A 19,969-nucleotide genomic window follows, 5' to 3' on the forward strand; every position below is an offset into this window, starting at 1 on the left:
TCCTGGCGGTTTGGAGTGGTAAATGCAGTTTAACGGCGATCAACGATCACAACCTGGTCCTTCGACGATTTATGTTGTGGACGATGACCCTCTCCTCTGCACCTCGTTGATGGATCTCTTTGAATCAGCAAAGATGCCCGCGGTATCGTACTCTAGCGGCGACGAGTTCATTGCTCGCGCGGACCTTGAGAGGGCAGGATGCATCCTTCTGGACGTTTACATGCCAGGTGTAGATGGCTTTCAGATCCAGCAGCACATGGCGGATCTCAGAAGTATGGTCCCTATCGTTTTCATGACCGGCCGCGCGACGATTCCACTGTCAGTGCAGGCAATGAAGAGAGGAGCATGTGATTTCCTTCTCAAACCACTCGACCGGGACGAGGTTATTTCGGCGACAGGCAAAGCGGTGGGACGTAATGCGGTCAGGCGCGCCCAGGCCGCCGAAAGTGAGAACGTCTACCTCGATGTAGAAACACTGTCCCCACGCGAAAAACAGGTTATGGACTACGTCGTCAGGGGGTATCTCAACAAGGACATTGCTCGGGAATTGTCCGTCAGTGAAATGATGATAAAGCTTCATCGGAGTCGGATGATGAAGAAGATGCGGACGGCTTCGCTTCCTGATCTGGTTAAAAAGATCGATTTGCTTCAAAGATATCTGGAGCGCACCCTGTAGTCCAAAGGGGTCAAAAGGCGCACTGCTCATCCCCCAAGCAGGCGGCGGTAATTCAAGAAATACAGATGTCTGGTGACACTAAGCCGGGGACGCCCAAAGGAGATCTAACCTATACGCGCGGGTATCGACGGCTTCACTAAACTATCGTTTGGGAGGTGTCGGCAAAAACACGGTGTTAGCCTCCCCCCCTACACGAAATGTAGGAGATCGAGATGAAAACGGTAAAAAATGTTGTCCTCGCTATGGTTTGGTTCAACGTCGCCTTGGCGACTTGGCTGTCAGTACACATGCTCTACGACCCAGAAAGCTGGTATTTTTTTGTCCCGGGCGTTACGGATACAGGCTTTTATAACCAGCACTTCATTCGTGACATCGGCATCATTCAAGGGTTTGTCGCGTCAGCTTTTGTTGTGGGAATATTCCGTCAAGAGCGACGTACCGAGTTGTGGGGGGCGGCGACATTGTGGCTCATTGCGCATGGTGCGTTCCATCTCTGGGAAGTTGCCGTGGGAATTTGCTCAGCATCAGTCATCGCCCGCGATTTTCCTGCAGTCAGTCTCCCGGCCCTATTCGGAATAACCGCGGTGGTTTGGGCTTCCAAGCACAAGCATGGCGCCGGCGCCGCCCTTTTATGAGAGCTGGAAGCCTGTCGTCTAGAGAGAAATTGGGCTAATTGTTCGTCACGCCTTTGAGCGAGGTTTGCTCAGCGTTGCCGCGCCACAAGCGAAATATAAGGTCGAGCTGTCATTTGGGATGCATTGAATGAACTCAAGATAATCTAATTTCTTGAGCCGTATTAACGGGGCCTGACGGAGACGGTGAACGAGGGGATTTTCAGTCTCGTCCCTCGGTAAATGAACACGCAATCTATATCGCGGTTCATCCGGCACGTTGCTCCGACAAAAGGGTGGCACGCGAATAAGCGTGCGCACCCATACCTTGGTTTAGTGTCAATCACACCGTGAAGCGTGATATAAGTCAATGCATATCGAGGAAACAGTTGTTCGTCGTTGCTGATTTTTATTTCCGCAGAGAATTGGATGGCCTAGGCACCTCGGTGTGTTTCAGCGTTACGAGCGGTAGAGTTCGACCAAGGCAAAGATATGCAACCTGTTCAAATAACAATGGAAGAGGCGGCAGATCCCGTTATTTACGTCGTGGATGACGATGAGGATCTGCGCGATTCCCTTCTGGATCTTTTCCTCCTCACTAAGCAGCGCGCTGTGGGGTTTTCCAGCGGATCCGAATTCCTGCAACAAGCCGACACAAGTGCGCCGGGCTGTGTCGTGGTGGACATCAGAATGCCTGGTGTAACCGGTTTGGATCTCCAAAAACAACTCACCTCGATAGGCAGCCGGTTACCGGTCATTTTTTTGACGGCGCATGCGGACGTTCCCACGAGTGTTCGAGCTATGAAAGCGGGAGCGACCGATTTCATAACAAAGCCATTTGCCAGTCATGATCTTCTGCAGGCTGTCAATCACGCCATCAGGGTGGACACCGCGCGACGGAAAGTCGACGGGGAGCGCGACCATATTCGGTCGTTGGCCGGTAGCCTGACACCCCGTGAACGTGAAGTGATGCTGGCGGTTGTGCGTGGGCTGATGAACAAGCAGATCGCCTATGAATTAGGAATATCCGAGATGACCGTCAAAATTCATCGTATGAGCGTTATGCGCAAAATGCAGACGAAATCATTAGCTGACCTGGTTCGCAAAGCTGAACAATTGTCGAGAGACACGTCGGCGTAGCCGTTTCAACGAAAGTCGAAAGTCGATAGTTGCGTCGTTGACGGCACGAAGGCACCCTGTCGTGGCGAAGCCGTCTTCATTGATGCACTCACCTGACCCTATTTCCAAGCACTCTTTTGCGTGAGACCTAAGGGAAGTCCCGCTTCGTGTCAGGCAAGACAGCTGAAGCAAGATGTTCGATCTGGGTTGGACAGGTGCAGGGCAAAAAGCCCCAAACCTACGTTTAATTTTGCATCGAATAATACTCGCCTTGGGGTTGATGAAGGTTGCCGGAATTCGACGGCGCCTTCCACATCCAAAAAGAATGACACGATGACGCAGCGCATTTGTCATGCGAAGGAGTCACCGGATATCACGAAGAAATTCGTGGAGTTCGTGGCGTCAACGAAAGAAAATGCGGTTGAAGAGTACATTCGCGATCTGGTTAACATACGTGTTGCGCAACTCAACAATTGCACTTTTTGCCTCGACATGCATATCAAGCAGACCAAGATCCATGGTGAGCGAGACCTGCGCCTTTTCCACCTCTCACCCTGGCGGCGTGATTCAACCCTTTTCGCGCCACGAGACGCGCTGTGCTGGCATGGGCTGAACCGGGGCCGAACGCCACTCTGTGACCGAAGCCAGGACGGAACCAGGGGCACGCATTGGAGAATGGTTCAAGAACCGAACGACAGATGCCTGTCGCGCGGAAGAAAGAGATTCGCCTGATCGGCGAAAATGCCAGTCAAAATCAACCGAACCCGAGGAAAAACCGCCAAGTGGAGGTGTTTTGCCCCTGGAGTTCTTTCATTGGAGAAACTCATCAGGAGGCGGTACACGCTGCTTCATGCCACACAGTTTTTGAATTCATGTTTGGTATCGCTCAGTCGGGCATCCAAGGCGATATAGTCTATCTCTTGCCAGCGCTGATGCAGCAGATCTTCTCTGACGATGGAGCCGAAGCCTCGGGCGAACTGACGTTGCGGCCCCTATCAACGGTGTCGCCGAGATCACCGGCTCCGAGCCCATCCGCTTTTCAGATGCGGTAGAGAAGTACTTGCGCCAAATTGGCGATTGCCGTGAAGTTGTGGCCGGCAAACGAACCAGATACTTCGGTGCATTGCTGGACGACGAAACTCTGATGCCCGGAGTGGGCGCGCGTCTGGGCGAAACCCGGTATTCAGAATGGCTGAAATCGGCAACTCCTCCTCCTCCTCCTCCCGCACGATGATCAGACTTGGGATCCAGATCACCATCGAAAGTTGATCGAAGGCGGCCGCAGTCATTGCGGTCCCCTTCGCTGTTCGCGAAGAGGTGAGGGTGCTACCCCGGCTTCCTGGATCGCTGGAAAAAGGGATATGTTGCACGCAGAAAACCCGGTTCGGGATCCCGAACCAGGTTGCATATGGCGATAACGATGATCTGGTGCGCCTCAACCCTCGATGAATGCAAGAATGTCAGCGTTTATGATATCGGCGTGGGTTGTTGCCATGCCGTGCGGAAGGCCTTTGTAAATCTTGAGTGTGGCGTTCTTCAGTAATTTGGCGGAAAGAACTGCTGAATCATGAACAGGCACAACCTGGTCGTCATCACCATGCAGCACGAGGGTCGGCACGTCGATTGTCCTCAAATCATCTGTGAAGTCGGTCTCGGAGAAGGCCTTGATGCCGTAGTAATGGGCGTTCGCTGCTCCTGTCATACCCTGCCTCCACCAGTTCTGGATCAACGCCTCCGATGCCTCAACGCCGTCGCGATTGAAGCCGTAGAAAGGTCCGCTGGCAATTTGGTAGTAAAACTGCGACCTGTTGGCCGCGAGTGCAGTGCGAAATCCATCAAAAACGTCGATCGGTAGCCCATCGGGATTGTTGCCACTCTTGACCATGATCGGTGGGACCGCACCAATCAGGACAAGTTTGGACACCCTGCCTTTACCAAACTTCGCCGTATAGCGGGTAGCTTCACCTCCGCCGGTGGAGTGCCCGATGTGAATCGCCCCATGAAGATCGAGATGCTCAACGACTGCGGCAATGTCTTCTGCATAGTGATCCATATCGTGGCCTTCACTGGCCTGACTTGACCGGCCGTGGCCGCGGCGGTCGTGAGCGATCACGCGGTATCCCTTCGACAAAAAGAAAAGCATCTGGTTGTCCCAGTCGTCGCTGGAAAGCGGCCACCCGTGGTGAAAAACGATCGGCGTCGCGTCTTTTGGACCCCAATCCTTGTAGAAAATTGAGATGCTGTCCTTTGAGGTCACAAAACCCGTGTCCCGTGAATGGGTGCCTGCCCCTTTTTTCTTGTCGGCGGCCTGGGCGGATTTTGTGCTGAATGCCGCGGCAGTAGCCGCGAGCGTCAGCGATCCTGCCATAACGCTTCTCCGGGTGGAGGCGAGGGAGCGTGTATTCATTTCAGTCTCCTAATATAGATGTGGGAAAGAACCTGCCGAGCTCGTAATGTTATTTGCTGTCAGGAAATTCACGCTAACAATCGCTAAACTAATCAGAAACTATACATTGGTTTCGCTGTTTGTTATTTCTGGGCGTCGTATCACGTAAATATTATGAGCCGGCTGCTGGCAAAGGTGAGGACCAGGAGCTCGCGGATGATTTGGTTGTGAAAGCGCTGACGGGCCCCAGATCGACGGGTTGCCATTCAAATAACTGAGGTCCGAGCTTACGGTCGTGAACGAGTAACTCTTGGTCAACCGTGAGGAAAAACTCGGCATGGATGCTATCGCTAAACCCGGCAAATAACATTCTCTGCTGCCGGGGTGTGCTGTTTCTTTCGCATACCAGTATTTCAAACAGACCAATCGTCGCGTCCCAGTGTGCTTTCGACAACGGATTTCTCTGCGCCGTAAGTGCATGATCTGAATAGGCGAAGATTTCTGGCAATCCAAAGAATTCATCGATTTCTGATCGGCCAATGGCGGTGCTATCGGTGTGCCAGTCGCCGGAATTAAGGGGCCCCATCCAAAATTCGGAAATGAGCCGGTCCTCGCGGAGCAACTCGCGGCTTTTATAGCCGTAGCCGTTTTTGTAAACTGCCGTCTCGATCGAGGCGATGCTGTATTCGAATGGCTTATCACGTATTCGGTCGGTGATTTCCTTGAGATCACGTATGTAGTCTCTGTAAGATGTAACCGGCATGCTTATCTCCACGTCGCTTGCGTTGCCTTGATCAACCCAGAACAAGAAAGGTCGGGGCTCGAGATACAGCCATGTTCACGCGAATTCTTTTTCTGCGAATGTCGGGGTAATGATCGATCGCCTCGTGCTAAGAGTTACCCGGATGTTCTGCGTTTTTACAGCTATACGGAGGTTTGCGAGAGCGATTGCTGGCAGTTCCGTTGTCAGTCATGCTGCCGCATGAACCATGCTCACTTGTTGAGCCGGGTTTGACTTGTCACGTGCAGGTGGTGATCCGGACGTATCACATCGCATCGTTCGATCTCCAGCGCATATACGTCAACGGCGTCGTCAAAGCCACTTATCTCGTAAGGACCGAGGAACTCGGTGCGAGACCTGCAGTTGGCGACCTTGACGAAATCTCCTGAAATGAGAACCGGGCGCTGAAGGTGTTTTGTAAGGCCTTCCAACCTTGATGCGAGATTGACTGCAGGTCCTATGACAGTGAAATCAAGCCTGCGGGCCGAACCTATATTGCCGTACATAACCTCTCCGAGGTGAATTCCCGTCCCGAACCTTATCGGATACCGAAGAAAATTTCGGCGTTCCAATGTCTCGTAAGCGTCCGTAACCGCTGCCAACAAGCGACTACATGCATCAGGATAATCCAATGGAAAGATGGCAAGCAGGCCATCGCCGATAAACTTGAGAATTTCACCACCATGTCGTTCTATTGGGTCTGAAATTATGTCGAAGTACTCATTCAGGATGTTGATGACTTCGTCCCGAGGTTTGCGACTGGACAATTGCGTAAAGTTTCGCAGGTCACATATCATCACCGCCGCAGTGACGGTCGTTCCGCTTCCACGTGTTGTGGCACCATGCAGGATCTGCTCGCTTGCATGCGAGCCGACGTACGTTTGGAGCAACGTGCGCGCAAGTTGGTTCTTTAATCGTATCTCGGTCACTAAGGAAAAAAGAGGCATAATTTCTTTCAGTAGAGCAATCTCGTCGTCGAAAAATCCACCCGCCCTGTCCGTTGAAAATGTTACGAGATGGCGCCTGCCTTGCGTGTGGTCCAGAGGCCATGCGGAATAGTCCGTGTGACCGTGCTGTCGCAAGTCATCATATACCTCGAACCTATGTGGCCCAAAAATCTCAAGTCTTTGCCGGATCGGCTTGCCGGTGAGGATCACATGATGAAACGGACTGCGTTGAAAAGCGGCACTTGCTTCGACGTCGTAAGCGACAGTTTGCTCCTCCACTTCATTCTGGCCGCGATGCCAAATAACGCGTGTCCCGAGCCATTGTGGATGATGGACGCGAAAATGCAGCGTGCTTCGGCTAAGATCAATGCCCGCGTCTAACAGCCGGCAGCATAAATACCTGAAAATCGTTGCAGTATTCGGTTCATTCTGAAGTCCGGTGGAAAGCCAAACTTGCAGAGATTTACAGGTTTCAGAACAGCGCGGCATGATTTATACTCGCCTTTCACCGGGGAGGAGGTGTTTTATTGGATTTTCCTACACAATGCATTACGCGGGAGGACCACATATGCCTGGTAGCCATTAGATCAAAAGGAATGGTCGGGATAATTGGCTCGAGAACGTGGCGTTGAACACCAAAGCCATCGAGTCCTGGGATTGAGGCAGGAGCGCCCGATACTTGCTTCAAGAGTTCAGGTCGCACCGCAAGCTGCTAATGCTCGCACGCCTGATGCCTGTAGAACAGCTAAGCTCGCGTTTGGCTTGCAAGTCATCGGCGGTTCAATGTTCATCTCTCGTAATTAGCATCAATGAAAGCGAGTAAATCGGCGGAGTTGATTGGCTTTTCAAGGAATGCAGCTGCCCCGCATGCTTTGGCAGCAAATCGAGTGCGGTTGTCGGAGAATGACGTCATTATGCAAACGGGCGGACCACCACGCTTCACTATGATTTCCAGGAGCTCCATTCCGTTAGTCCCAGGCATTTTTAAATCCGCCAAAATGCAATGCGCCAGATCCACTTCATCGGACTCCAGGAACAGGTCGGCGGATTTGTAGATTCTATTCCTGATCCCCATCGCATCAAAGAAGTCGCGCAACGAATCGAGCAGAAAGGGATCGTCGTCGACTATCGCTACTGCTTTGAAAGGTTCGGAGTTCATTTCACCTCGGACATGTTTTGTGGGACGCGGGGAAAATGGAATTTTTATTCGTGCAGATTTGTCTGTATGGATGCCTTATCCAATAACTCATATTGCCTGACCAGTTCGGGCAGGGATGATGCCCGCATTTTCCGCATAACGCTGCCTCGATGGAGCTTTACCATGATTTCGCTTATGCCCAGTTCATATGCGATTTGTTTGTTCATCAACCCGCTCGCCACGAATGCGAAAACCTGGTTTTCCCGAGGCGTCAAGGTTGCAGCATGTTTTCGCACGATCTGACGATAAGACCGTTGCTTTTGCTTGCCGCTGTCGATGGCGAATGCCGTTCCGATGGCATCGATCAGCTCGTTGGTGCGAAGTGGTTTCTGCAGGAAGTCTATTGCTCCGGCCTTCATTGCATTAACGCTCGTGGCGACGTCCCCGTATCCCGTCATGAATATCACGGGCAGCTCGAAGCCGCACGCTTCCAGTTCACGTTGAAACTCGATCCCGTTCACGCCCGGAAGCCTGACGTCGATCAACACGCAACCTCCAACATGTTTAGTGGCGCGCGAGAAAAAGTCTTTGGCGTCACAGAAAGCCTGAACCTCAATGTTCAACGATTGGAACAGGTCCTGGAGCGATAGGCGGAATTGCTCATCATCCTCGACAATGTGAACGATTTGTCGGACCGGAGGCATATTCTCGATTGCTGTCGCAGCGATGGCCATGAATATTCCTCCCGCCAGTGCTACTTGGTGGCTTCTCGCGACGTTGTACTCAATTACCGTAGGAGAGCAAGTAAACCATCGTTTGCTATCCCATTGCTATTGAAAGAAGAAGTTAGGGAGTAATGGGAGTGGTCGTTGCCATTTTGTTAAACGGGGCTGAACGCTTCAAGCTGAGCCAGCCTCCCTTCAGCATCTTAAAATGACGCTGAATGGCAAGACCCCGCCGGGCCATCTTGAACCTTGCTTTAATGGCCACAATGACTTTTCTGTGATTATGTTCCCCTCGAGGCGTAGTGACTATGGTACGGAGTGTGTTGAGGCTCTGCGACGCCAAGTCAGGGAAACGGAACTTTTAAAGTGATTGGAAAGAGCAGTTCCCTGATCATCCAAGACATGTTGCCCCAAGCTGGTTGATTGACGATCCCGGGCTTGAAAAAAATCTTGCCGTGGGCTTGTGAACAATTGGATTGAAGTTTCGCGCGTTTCTGGGGACCTGTCGCCGTGCAAAACCGTGTTGGTGGAGGAGGCTAGATTGATGGACGGCCTTTTGTCTGAAACGGCGGGGCTCGTCTCGTTCGTGCGGAGGATGAGAGCAGGAAAGGCCGCGCACCGCATCATGGACTGGACGTGTTGATCTTACTTCTGCTTGCGGTCGCCCCCAAAGGCCTTGGCTCATTTCGTCAGCTGTCGCGGTGTTGCGTTTACCTCTTCGGTTGAGACTAGCCCTCTTGGACAAAAGAATATCAGTTTCTGCAACAGCGCAATACCGCGACTAGAGAATTACGGCCCAATACGTTGCCCTCTAGCGCAGACCGGATAGCTTTCTCAGATCGCTATTTATTTGTCGGCACCGCTGGGCTCAGCGTCAGGTTTCACGGCGGTCAAGCGAATGCTGAACAGGTGACGAACAACTGGCAGACCTACAGGTCAGCTGTATCATCCCGCTCACCTGCCTTGGAGAGGAGCTGCGACTGATAGGCTGCTGCGGCGACCTCCGGGGCCTTACCTGCCCCGACCTGTATACTCGGCTGCGCGAAGGCGATGCCGTTTTTCTGAAAGGCTTCGCGCAGCATCGCGTAGGCGGAGCGGCGGATGAAACTTTGCTGGCTGGTTGGTACGGTGACCATGGCGAAGCTGATGGCGATCCCGTATTCGCCAAACTCCTCGACGCCCTTCATTTTCAGGGGCTCGATAAACAGGGGGCCGAGCTCCGAATCACTCAGTAGCTCCTGGCCGATCGCCTTGCCGATCTTGCGTGCCTTTTCGATGTCAGTGTCATAGGGCACGGTGACAGAAAATTTTATCTTGGACCAGTCCCGGCTCATATTCTCGACCGCACCGAGTTCGCCGAAGGGGACGGTAAATAGCGGCCCACGATGATGGCGCAGCTTGACCGAACGAAGGCTAAAACCCTCCACGGTGCCCTTGTAGTTCTTCGCCTGAATATACTCGCCGATCCGAAAGGCATCATCAAAAAGGTAGAAGATGCCGCTAATGACATCGCGCACCAGTGCCTGTGAGCCGAAACCGATCGCCACCCCGAAGATGCCCGCGCCGGCTATCAGCGGTCCGATGTCAATGCCCAGCTGGCTGAGGATGACGAGACCCGCAACGATGCAAAGCGAAACTGCCAGCACGTTACGCAGGATTGGAAGCAGGGTGTGAAGACGGGTGGCGTGGGACTCGTGGAGGTGGTCAGGCTCCGACGCGGCCAAGGCCTGCATCAACCTGCGATCAATGGCCGCCTTGGTGAGATGCCATACCAGATCGGCGAGCAGCAATATGACAATGCTTTTCAGGAATCCATAGAACAGGGCTGCGGTCTGTGGATCGCCTTGATGGTCCGTGTCCCAGACAGTGGCTATCCAGGCAATGGCAAGCCCGATGATCGCCGCCCTAACGCCGCGAACGAGCAGAACGCTGCGGTTATCCGACGCCGGCAAGAGGAAGTGGACCTCAGTGTAGCCACGTGTAGCATGACTGACGGCACGCATCGTGGGTGGAAGCACGAGAATATAGAGACCGATCCAGAAGGCTGTTTTGAGATCAAGACACCAGAGCAGCCAGACACCGGCAAGATGGAGGCAAAGCAGGATCCTTGTCGCAGCGCTTCGGTTAACACGATGCCAGACAAGTTCGACAGTAAGTCCCAGCATGATGCAGGAAGCGAGAAAGGTGGCCGCCCGGAGCGCATTTGCATTGGCCGCAAGGATCGTACCTGCCGCGGTCGAGGCGGTCATCGCGAGACCGAGACCGATGATTATTTTTAACCGTCCGTGGATTTTCGGATGCGCGGCATGTCCGATAGCCGTCGCCAGAATGCGATAAGCGACGAATGCCAGAAGATAACAGGCGGCAACCAGCCGGATCAGTGGCGGCCATTCGATCGCGAGAAATGAGGCTGCCATAAAAGCCCCGAAAACAACGGTCGGTAGGTAATGCTCAATCCCCTTGCCGTGATGTTGCCATCTTCGGCGAAATAACCATTCAGCCATTACCCCCAGCACGATTACAAGAGAAAAAAAGATGGTGGCCATGGTGTAGCCGTTGCCTGTTGCGTCCGCCTGCAGGCGACGGAAACTGCGTTCGATTTCGCTCCAGATATCCGGCATCGCCGCGATCACTGTTTGGAAGCGACCGCGCGCACGTTCCTCCCACGCCGCCATTCCCTCGATCACGCCACCCACCGGGTTTGCCTCAGCAAGGTTCGTTTCGGTAGGCCCCTCATTACTGTTCTTGTGCGCGGCCCCCATCTCGATCCAGCGGCCGATTTCGGGATCTTTCAATAGTCGCATCAGGTCGTCGATCTTCTGTGAACGTCCCGCCGCGAGCGGGGCATCTTGCTTTACGGCATCCGCGATCGGCGCCTGAGCCAAGGCCGGGATCGTGCCGAGAAACACACACAATACCGCGAGCCGTTTCATAAGTGCTTCCGCCATCTTTGGTGTAACTTGCGGTGCGCGTGCTTAGCGTCATCGGCCACGCCGCAGCCCCGGTCATCGCTATCCATCTCATGCGCCGGCATCGCGGCCCATTATCCGAACGTCTCGGTCTTGCTGACCATTGGGGGCGTTCTCGTAACCCTTTGGTTGGGGGAGATATTTGATCGGGTTATAACTATATCGGTGTCCGGGTGCGCCCCGAAGAGGTGACTGGCGTATTTGCCCGTCAAGTAAAGGGGAGGCGAATTTCATGCTTGCGATTCGTAACTCAGACAACTACAGTCCGTGTTATGGCTTATATGACGGTAGGTGTTGAATACGGATTACATTGTCTCCTGTGGTTGGCGGGCTCGCCTGGCGCTCACCTCAGCAGTCGCGATCTGGCCGAATTGCAGGGAATTTCTCCGAGCTTTCTTGCAAAGATTTTCCCGAAGTTGGAGAAGGCCGGAATCGTATCCGCATCAGAGGGGATAAAGGGCGGATATCAGATGGCAAGGCCGCCTGGAGACATCACCGTCCTTGAGGTTGTCGACGCCATCGAAGGCAGAAAGCCCCTGTTTGACTGCCAAGAAATCCGCGGCCGCTGCGCCGTTTTTCGGCAATGCCCGCCTTCATGGGCGACCAAGGGATTGTGTGCGATCCACGCCGTGATGTTGCGCGCAGAGAAAGCAATGCGAGACTCGCTTGCGACCCAGACGCTGGCCGATATCGCGGGAGATTTCGCTTGCAAGGCCCCGCCCGAATTCTCCGAAGACGTTCGCCAATGGCTGGACCTCAAGTTGAAGGGGCGGAGCCGAAGAGCAGCCGTGGAAGACGGGTCGGCGTCCTGATCCGAGAGAGGTCCGGACGACCGAAATGCTATCGGCGCCGGCGATGTGACCTTGGGCAGCTAAATATATGGTGCAGCGATGAAGGATAAAGTCAGCTTGGAGGATAACGAATTTTTTCGCTCGTTGATGGGCGTTCGATCCAGGCGCGTTGGGGCTTTTGAGCGATGCATCATCACGCCCGCAACCCGCCATCTGGGGAGACGATGAATGGCCACCGTAACTAACGCTGCCGATGAGCCTTTGGTTCTTGTTGTCGATGATGACGCGGACGTTCGCAATTCCCTTCAGGACCTCATGGAATCGGTTGGCCTTGAGGTCACCTGTTTTTCCTCCCCCCGGGAACTGCTGAGCATCGGGCTTCCCGACAGACCGGGCTGTCTGGTGCTGGATGTCCGCATGCCAGGTGCGAGCGGCCTCGATTTGCAGCAGCAGCTCTCCACGCGTGGCGAAACGAAACCTATCGTCTTCCTCACGGGATATGGTGATATTCCCATGACTGTGCAGGCCATGAAAGCCGGTGCCGTCGATTTCCTGACGAAACCGGTAAGGGACCAGACGCTGCTGGATGCCGTGATTGCAGGAATCCAGCGTGACGTGGAGCAGCGAGCGCAGGCGGAGAACATCTACCAGCATGTCACGCGGTTTGAAACCCTGACGCCGCGTGAACGCCAGATTCTCTGCGAAGTGGTGCGGGGTCGCCTCAATAAGCAGATTGCTTTCGAACTCGGCATCAGCGAGATTACGGTAAAGCTCCACCGCAGCAACCTTATGCGCAAGATGCGGACCACCTCCGTAGGCGAATTGATCCGCGCTTGGGATGCACTGCCCTCCAGCCTGCGCGAAAAGCTGCAAGCCTAATCAAATACAGCCACTAGCTTGCTTCGAGCCATCTAGCCCTGTCGTTGACAGGGTTAGACCTGCCTCTCGTCATGGTCCTCACCAAGCCCGTTCGATCAGTTTGTCTATTCGCCTGAACTACCTCACCTGTACTCGGGGACTAGGTATCCAATGCCTGCGTTCGATAGGCGAACTGCGGTTCCTGACGCATTCTCCTGGTCGGTCGAAGGGTCGTGATCGTCGAACCGTATCGGCTTTGCTCACCACAACGCGGCTTGAGCAAAGTCATCCAGGACAAAGCCCGGAAATTCCGTACAAACTTGAAAACAGGAGAGTGAACATGAAAATCGTCGTTATCGGAGGGACCGGCCTCATTGGTTCGAAGACCGTCGAACGGCTTCGCAAGAAGGGGCATGAGGTGCTTGCCGCTTCTCCGAATTCGGGTGTGAACACCGTGACGGGAGAAGGCCTTGCCGGCGCATTGGCCGGCGCGGACGTTGTCGTCGATCTGGCGAACTCGCCGTCCTTCGAAGAAAAGGCCGCCTTGGATTTCTTTGAAGCGGCCGGCCGCAATCTTTTTGCGGCGGAAAAGGCCGCGGGCGTTCGTCACCATGTTGCGCTGTCGGTTGTCGGCACCGACCGAATGCAGGAGATGGGATATTTCCGCGCCAAGCTGCGCCAGGAAGAGCATATTCGCGAGTCAGGCGTGCCTTACACCATCGTGCATGCGACGCAGTTCTTCGAATTCGTGGGCGCCATCGCCCAATCGGCCACCGAGGGCACGACTGTTCGTGTGCCGACCGGCGCATTCCAGCCGATCGCGGCAGACAATGTCGCCGATGCCATGGCTGATGCGGCTCTCGGCGCGCCGGTGAACGGTGTGATCGAGATCGCTGGTCCGGAGCGCGCACCGATGAACGAATTCATCACACGCTACCTCAAGGCCACTAACGATCCGCGCAGCATCGTCGCTGATCCGCGCGCCCGTTATTTCGAGGTTTCCATCGACGACCGGACCTTGGTGCCGGATGAGGGCGCCCGTCTCGGCGGTCTCCGCTTTGAAGACTGGCTGGCGCTCTCCGCCGCCCAGAAAAAATAAGCGGTTTCCACCCGCAAAATCCTATCGGCTCCGCCGTTTTTCGGGACAGCGGGCCTCCATTTCCAGGAGACGAAAAATGATCAGAACACTTCTCTGCGCAACCGCTCTCGTCTTTGTTTCCGTGGCTGCGGCCACGGCGCATGACGCCAACCGCGGCGAAAACGTAAAGGTGGTCTATGACCAGCCGTTGCCGAATGTGCCGGGCAAGAGCTTGAAGGGGGTGCTCGTCGAATATGACCCCGGCGGCACGTCGCCGGCCCATACGCATCCCAATTCCGCGTTCATCTACGCGACCGTTCTTGAGGGCGCGATTACCAGCCAGGTCAATAATGGGCCGGTGACTGTCTATCGTGCCGGCGAGAATTTTTCCGAGTATCCGGGCGATCACCACGCGGTCAGCGAAAACGCAAGCAAGACAGAGCCCGCACGCCTGCTTGCCGTGTTCGTGGTCGATACGAACGAAACCAATCTGACGGTCTACGAAAAATAAGCCGACTACGAAGAGTGCGATCCTCGCCGCACTTTCACAGCGGGATGGCGCCGCAAACGACGCCATCCCGGTTCCGATCACGGTCAAATCGATAGTCCCGGCTGCGCTAGTGAGTGCCGTCAGGAGGAATTCATGCGTATCGAAAAACTCTATCCCATGACGTCGGCGCGCCTGATGGTGATCGACGTTGCCGCAACGCTGCGGGTGGCAGCCCAGACGCTTTCCAATCCGGGAATCGGTCTCGCCGTCGTCCGCGAACCGGGCGGCAAGGCGACGGGTGTACTCAGCAAGTCCGATCTTATCCGGCATCTGATGGATGGGGAGCAGGTGGCGAGCGTTGAAGCGCTGATGAGCCGGAACATCATTTCCTGCAGCCCGGCCGATGAATTGCAGACGGCATGGCAGGTGATGGTGGACAATCGCGTCCAGAACATGCCGGTCCTCGATGCGGAGGCAAGGCCACTCGGGGTCCTCGATATGCGCGATGCCCTGAAAGTGCTCTTCGAGCAGGAGCAGCTACAGGAACACATGCTGGCGAATTACATCGCCGGCATCGGTTACTGACCACCGGAGATCGGAGGACCACGATGCTGCAGGCATATATGGGTGATATTGCCGCTGTGCCGCTGGTATGGCTGATCATTCTCGGTCTTGCCGGAATGGTGGTGTGGAAGCGCATCGGTCCGCGGCGTTCCAATCTCCGGCTTGTGGTGCAGATCGCCTTTTTCGGGGCGATGACCTCCGTTCTCGTTTTTGGAAATATTCCGCTCGGCCCACCGAACGACCTGTGGGCCGGCGACGAGCATGCCGTTTTTATTGTCTTTGCCCAATTGTTGTGGTGGCTTCATCTCTCCTGGGCGGTTATTGGCTTCGTGCGGATCTATCTGGTCCTAGAGGGCAGGCCGCGCGAGGCGCGTCTGTTGCAGGATATCGTCGTCGGCGTTGTTTATGTGTGCGTCACGCTGTCCGCCCTTGCTTTCGTGTTCGGCGTTCCCGTCGGGACGCTGGTCGCAACGTCGGGCGTCATCGCGATCGCCCTCGGCCTTGCCCTGCAGAACACGCTCGGCGACGTCTTTTCGGGTGTCGCCCTCAATCTCGGCCATACCTATACGCTGGGCGACTGGCTTCTTCTTGAGGACGGGACGGAAGGCCGCGTCATCGCGAGCACATGGCGCTCGACACAAATCCTGACCGGCGCGAATAATATCGTCGTCCTGCCCAACAGCGTTCTTGCCAAGCTGAAGCTGACCAACGTCAGCCGACCGGACGAAACGCATCTTCTAAAGATGACGGTGCGGCTGGTGCCGACACATGCGCCCTCTATTATCGAGGACGCCATGACGACCGTTCTGGCCGGCTGCAACTCGATCATGAGGGCACCTCCGCCTCTCGTCTCCCTGAGCGGGCTTGACGCCACAGCCCTGGAAATTCATCTGTTTTTTCGGGTAAGCAATCCCATGCTGCGAATAAAGGCACAGAACGAGGTGATCGACCGGTTCTACCGCCATTGTCGATCAATCGGGTTGCAACTTGCCCTGCCGCCATCGGCGGTCGTCATGATGAACAATATGGCCTCTGCTGAAATCTTCCGCAGCGAGGAAGTTACGTTGCAGGAAGTTATCGAGGAAAATCCAATTCTCTCCAGGTTGACCCGACCCGAAAGGGAAATACTGGCCCAGTCAGGCAGGGAACGCGAGTATCGTGAAGGCGATGTCATCCTCGCGCAGGGGCAGACGTCGTCCTCGATGAAGATCATTCGCACCGGCGTCGTGTTGATGATGCATGGCGACGAGGAAAAAAGACGCCTTTCTTCTGGTGATTTCTTTGGCGAAACCGGGCTTCTTGCGGGAATGGGAGAAACCTACTCGCTACAGGCGCTGACGCGGGTTACCGCGTTCGAAATCGACCAGAAGAGCTTCGCGCGACTGATCGCCGACCGCCCGGCAATCGCTGAAGAGATTGCGGCGATGCTTTCGGCAAGCTCCGGTGAGGTTGGCCAGCTACCGCTTACAGCGGCAAAGCATCAACGAACTGCCGCCGCTTTCTTGAAGTCAATCCGGACCATTTTCAGCACATGAACCGGGCAGCTGCCGCTGTGGTGAATGCGCTCCAAATCTTGTCCCTATCCTTCGGAACAGGTGTTCTTGGACCTACCTCCGGTATATCATCGCACCCGGTAGCTCTGCTGCGTTTGTGCTCAAAGTGCATCACGGCGATCTAAAACAGGGGAATCGGTTGAGGCATGCCGAGGTTCGCAGGAGAGTCGAGAATGGGAGGTGAAGGCTTGGTAAGGGCGCCCGCTATCGATGCCGTGGAGGCAGCAAAGGTTGTTGAGCGCATTATAGGCAATGCCTGGGCGGCCGACGCCGAAGGCAATTTTATTTATGTGACGCCGGCGGCGCTGGCATTCTTCGGCATCAGCCTTGAAAGTCTCAACTCACGATCGGATGAAAGTGACTTCGGCTGGAAGCGGGTCATTCATCCGGAAGAATACGACTTGGCTGCCATCTTATGGCGCCGGTGCCTCCAGACGGGCCAACACTACAATGTTGAGCACCGGATGTTGCGTGCAACGGGCGTTTATGGCTGGGCGCGCAGCACCGGTCAGCCCGTGCGCGACCGGAACGGGATGATTTTGGGATGGTACGGCACTGTGATCGACATCGCTTTGCCGTCACCGCAAGACAATCACGATGACCCGGCCGCCGTTGCTCCGCAGCAGGACATTACCCGTTCGATGGAAAAGATCCATCCTCATGACCGGACGGCTGTCGAGCAAGCCGCCGCGAGAGCCTTCTTTCACGGCATCCCACAGGTTGGCAGCTACCGCCAGCTTCAGGCCGATGGCAACTACCGGCGGGTTGAATTCCGGCTCGATCCGCAAGATCCGGTTGCCATCAATATTGATGCGGAACTGACGTGGCAGGGCGATCCCTGGGAAGAGACAAGCTCTTTCCGCGAGGCGCGTAATGCGGTGCAGGCCGCCCTCGCCATAGAGAAACTCTACGGCGATGCCTGGGCCATCGATGCGATCGGGCAATTTATCTATGCTACACCAGCCTGGCAAAACTCGGTCGCGAGGACGCTTGATGAGCTCAACGCTCTCTTGGATGGAAAGCCATTTCTCGACGGCGGTAAACAGGGTTGGCAACTGGATCTACATCCCGAGGACAGCGACAGGGCAGCAGAAACGTTCCGCCGTTGTCTCAGGACAGGTGAGCACTGGAACTGTGAATACAGGATCAGGGGCAGGAACGAGACCTATGTCTGGCACCGGGCTGCGGCGCGCCCGACGCGTGACGAGCAGGGGCGGATCATGGGGTGGTATGGAACGGCCCTGGATATCGACGCGTACAAGAAAACGGAAGCGGCCCTTCGCGAACGTGAACGGCAATTGCGCCACCTCGTCAACACCGTGCCGGCGCTCATCTGGAGCACGAGCTCCGACGGAACACCGGCTTATGTCAACCGACAGTTCGTCGAGGTGACTGGTGCAACGCTTGAAGACATTACCGCGCCAAACGGATCACCGTCCCTTGGCGTCGTTCATCCGGACGACAGGGCGGCGGCGCGTGAAGCCTTCCTGCGTTCCATCGAAGCAGGTATTCCCTATCTTCAGCGATATCGCCAGCTCCGCGCAGGCGGCAGCTATCACTGGACCGAGACGCGTGCGGAACCGCTGCGCGATGAGGCTGGCAAGATCATCCACTGGTATGGTGTCAGTTCCGATATTCACGACCTCGTAACCGCGCAAGAAGCACTGCGCGAGAGCGAACAACACCTTCAGCAGCTCGTCGAAACGCTTCCCGCGCTGGTCTACTGCGCGTTGCCGGACGGGAAGCCGATCTACAGAAGCCAGCGCCTGCGCCAGTATCTCGGATTCAACCTTGAAGATACGGATGGTTTGGAAAAATCCCGACTGGATGGCACGCTCGATGCAGTCATCCATCCCGATGACCTAATGCTCGTGAAAGAACGCTATGCCCATTCGCTAGCGACCGGTGAGCCCTATCTGCTGAGACACCGGCTGCGACGCTTCGATGGCGTCTATCGTTGGGTTGAGACGCGCGCCTCGGCCATGCGCAACGGTGACGGCGAGATTGCGCAGTGGAACGGCATCTGTCTTGACATAGAGGATCAGGTGCAGGCGCAGGAGGAACTGAGCAAAGCCAAGGAAAACCTGGCGCGCTCCAGTCAGGACGCCAGCCTCGCGGAATTGTCGGCGTCCATCGCGCATGAGGTGAACCAGCCCCTTTCGGCTGTGATGAATTACTCCAGCGCGTGTCAGCGCTGGCTTGCCGCCGATCCGCCAAACATCGAACGCGCGCAGAAAACGTTGGAGCGTATCGTCCGCAGCGCCAATTCCGCAGCCGATGTGGTGGGCCGCATTCGCGCCCTCTTTCGACAATCGACGGACAAGCGCGACAGCACCGAGCTCGGCGCCGTTGTCAGGCAGGCACGCGAGCTGCTTGCGGAAGAGGCGGGCCGGCGACGCATCAGGGTCGATATCGAAGGGCAAAGCGGTCTGCAGGTCGTCCCGTTCGACCGCGTCCAGATCCAGCAGGTATTGGTCAATCTTATGCGCAACGGCATGGATGCCATGGCTTCCGTTTCGAATGACCGCGTGCTCAAGATCCGCGCCTTGCGGGAGGGCGACATGGTGCGGGTTGAGGTCCGGGACCGGGGGAGGGGCGTCCAGTTCCCCGACCGGATCTTCGAACCCTTTTTCACCACGAAGGATCAGGGCATGGGCATGGGCCTTGCCATCTGCCGGTCGATCGTCGAAGCGCATGATGGGCAATTATGGGCAGAAAAGAACGAACCGCGCGGCGCCAAATTTGTGTTCACTCTGCCGCTTGATGTAGCACGGGCGCCATGATCTGCTGACTATTTCCAAGGAGGGTAATATGGCCACGCCTGTGATAGCGATCGTGGACGACGACCCGGCGGTGCTTGGACCGTTAATGGAATTGCTGGACTCGGCGGGATACGAAACTCGCAGTATCTTTCGGGGGAGGCGCTGATTACCTTTGGGCTTCAGGCCGTGGCTGTCTGGATAACCGATATCAGAATGCCAGTTGCGGGTGGCTTCGAGCTCCGCGAACTTGCCCGGCGAGTAAATCCGGCATCACCGGTATTCCTGATCACTGGGCGGAACGAAATCTCCGATCGGGACAAGACCTCAGGCATTGGCGGCTTTTTTCAATAAACTTTCGACGGCTATACCCTGCTGGCTACCCTGCACGACGCCCTCGGCAACCGGGAGACTTAACCCACGCCAACACTTGCTGCAGCCTCTCCGGACCCGATCGCCTTCGTCACTGACGTGGTCGGCGCGAAGCACCCCATGGGAAGCGATGACACAAGGTGAGATCGCTT

18 protein-coding genes are annotated in these 19,969 nt (G+C 55.6%); 12 read left to right on the top strand and 6 right to left on the bottom strand.

What is annotated here, in order from left to right:
• The first annotated feature begins 22 nt into the window (after nt 1-22).
• The 5 genes from QSK43_RS09310 (at nt 23) to QSK43_RS09330 (ending at nt 3,458) form a co-directional block, all read left to right on the top strand.
• Nucleotides 23-676: a response regulator transcription factor gene (locus tag QSK43_RS09310; RefSeq protein WP_332303227.1), complete on the top strand. Its 654-nt coding sequence runs from the start codon at nt 23-25 to the stop codon at nt 674-676.
• Nucleotides 677-888: 212 nt separating this feature from the next.
• Nucleotides 889-1,311 carry a hypothetical protein gene (locus QSK43_RS09315; RefSeq protein WP_332303228.1) on the top strand — a complete coding sequence of 141 codons (423 nt, stop codon included), beginning with the start codon at nt 889-891 and terminating at the stop codon, nt 1,309-1,311.
• Between the two features lie 468 nt (nt 1,312-1,779).
• Nucleotides 1,780-2,427, top strand: coding sequence for a response regulator transcription factor (locus tag QSK43_RS09320; RefSeq protein WP_332303229.1), 648 nt, complete (start codon nt 1,780-1,782; stop codon nt 2,425-2,427).
• 312 nt (nt 2,428-2,739) lie between these two features.
• The gene (locus QSK43_RS09325; protein WP_332303230.1) at nt 2,740-3,138 is read left to right on the top strand and encodes a carboxymuconolactone decarboxylase family protein; all 399 of its coding nucleotides are present in this window, start codon (nt 2,740-2,742) and stop codon (nt 3,136-3,138) included.
• Nucleotides 3,075-3,458: a hypothetical protein gene (locus QSK43_RS09330; protein WP_332303322.1), complete on the top strand. Its 384-nt coding sequence runs from the start codon at nt 3,075-3,077 to the stop codon at nt 3,456-3,458. Before QSK43_RS09325 ends, QSK43_RS09330 begins: the two co-directional genes overlap by 64 nt.
• A 383-nt stretch (nt 3,459-3,841) precedes the next feature.
• On the opposite strand, the gene QSK43_RS09335 is transcribed toward QSK43_RS09330, so the two are convergent.
• The 6 genes from QSK43_RS09335 to QSK43_RS09360 all read right to left on the bottom strand — a co-directional run bounded on the left by QSK43_RS09335 (nt 3,842) and on the right by QSK43_RS09360 (nt 11,316).
• A complete protein-coding gene (locus QSK43_RS09335) occupies nt 3,842-4,813 on the bottom strand; it encodes an alpha/beta fold hydrolase (RefSeq protein WP_332303231.1) in 972 nt (323 codons plus the stop codon).
• 151 nt (nt 4,814-4,964) lie between these two features.
• Entirely contained in the window at nt 4,965-5,555 is a 591-nt protein-coding gene (locus QSK43_RS09340) for a hypothetical protein (RefSeq protein WP_332303232.1), read from the bottom strand.
• A gap of 230 nt (nt 5,556-5,785) precedes the next feature.
• Complete coding sequence (locus QSK43_RS09345; RefSeq protein WP_332303233.1) at nt 5,786-7,009, bottom strand: adenylate/guanylate cyclase domain-containing protein; 1,224 nt, start codon at nt 7,007-7,009, stop codon at nt 5,786-5,788.
• A gap of 298 nt (nt 7,010-7,307) precedes the next feature.
• Nucleotides 7,308-7,679, bottom strand: a complete 372-nt coding sequence (locus tag QSK43_RS09350) for a response regulator (protein WP_332303234.1) — start codon at nt 7,677-7,679, stop codon at nt 7,308-7,310.
• 44 nt (nt 7,680-7,723) lie between these two features.
• The gene (locus QSK43_RS09355) at nt 7,724-8,392 is read right to left on the bottom strand and encodes a response regulator transcription factor (protein WP_332303235.1); all 669 of its coding nucleotides are present in this window, start codon (nt 8,390-8,392) and stop codon (nt 7,724-7,726) included.
• Between the two features lie 920 nt (nt 8,393-9,312).
• Nucleotides 9,313-11,316 carry a mechanosensitive ion channel family protein gene (locus QSK43_RS09360; protein WP_332303236.1) on the bottom strand — a complete coding sequence of 668 codons (2,004 nt, stop codon included), beginning with the start codon at nt 11,314-11,316 and terminating at the stop codon, nt 9,313-9,315.
• 308 nt (nt 11,317-11,624) lie between these two features.
• Between QSK43_RS09360 and QSK43_RS09365 the strand changes: the two genes are divergently transcribed.
• The 7 genes from QSK43_RS09365 (at nt 11,625) to QSK43_RS09395 (ending at nt 19,469) form a co-directional block, all read left to right on the top strand.
• A complete protein-coding gene (locus QSK43_RS09365) occupies nt 11,625-12,164 on the top strand; it encodes an RrF2 family transcriptional regulator (RefSeq protein ID WP_332303237.1) in 540 nt (179 codons plus the stop codon).
• A gap of 207 nt (nt 12,165-12,371) precedes the next feature.
• Nucleotides 12,372-13,022: a response regulator transcription factor gene (locus QSK43_RS09370; protein WP_332303238.1), complete on the top strand. Its 651-nt coding sequence runs from the start codon at nt 12,372-12,374 to the stop codon at nt 13,020-13,022.
• A 319-nt stretch (nt 13,023-13,341) separates the two neighbouring features.
• Entirely contained in the window at nt 13,342-14,100 is a 759-nt protein-coding gene (locus QSK43_RS09375; RefSeq protein ID WP_332303239.1) for an SDR family oxidoreductase, read from the top strand.
• Between the two features lie 76 nt (nt 14,101-14,176).
• Nucleotides 14,177-14,590: a cupin domain-containing protein gene (locus QSK43_RS09380; RefSeq protein WP_332303240.1), complete on the top strand. Its 414-nt coding sequence runs from the start codon at nt 14,177-14,179 to the stop codon at nt 14,588-14,590.
• 132 nt (nt 14,591-14,722) lie between these two features.
• A complete protein-coding gene (locus QSK43_RS09385) occupies nt 14,723-15,154 on the top strand; it encodes a CBS domain-containing protein (protein WP_332303241.1) in 432 nt (143 codons plus the stop codon).
• A gap of 23 nt (nt 15,155-15,177) precedes the next feature.
• Nucleotides 15,178-16,668, top strand: a complete 1,491-nt coding sequence (locus tag QSK43_RS09390; RefSeq protein ID WP_332303242.1) for a mechanosensitive ion channel family protein — start codon at nt 15,178-15,180, stop codon at nt 16,666-16,668.
• A gap of 191 nt (nt 16,669-16,859) precedes the next feature.
• Complete coding sequence (locus tag QSK43_RS09395) at nt 16,860-19,469, top strand: PAS domain-containing sensor histidine kinase (RefSeq protein WP_332303243.1); 2,610 nt, start codon at nt 16,860-16,862, stop codon at nt 19,467-19,469.
• The last annotated feature ends 500 nt before the right edge of the window (nt 19,470-19,969 follow it).

Source organism: Rhizobium sp. GR12 (assembly GCF_036596185.1).
Taxonomy (GTDB): Bacteria; Pseudomonadota; Alphaproteobacteria; order Rhizobiales; family Rhizobiaceae; genus Agrobacterium; species Agrobacterium nepotum.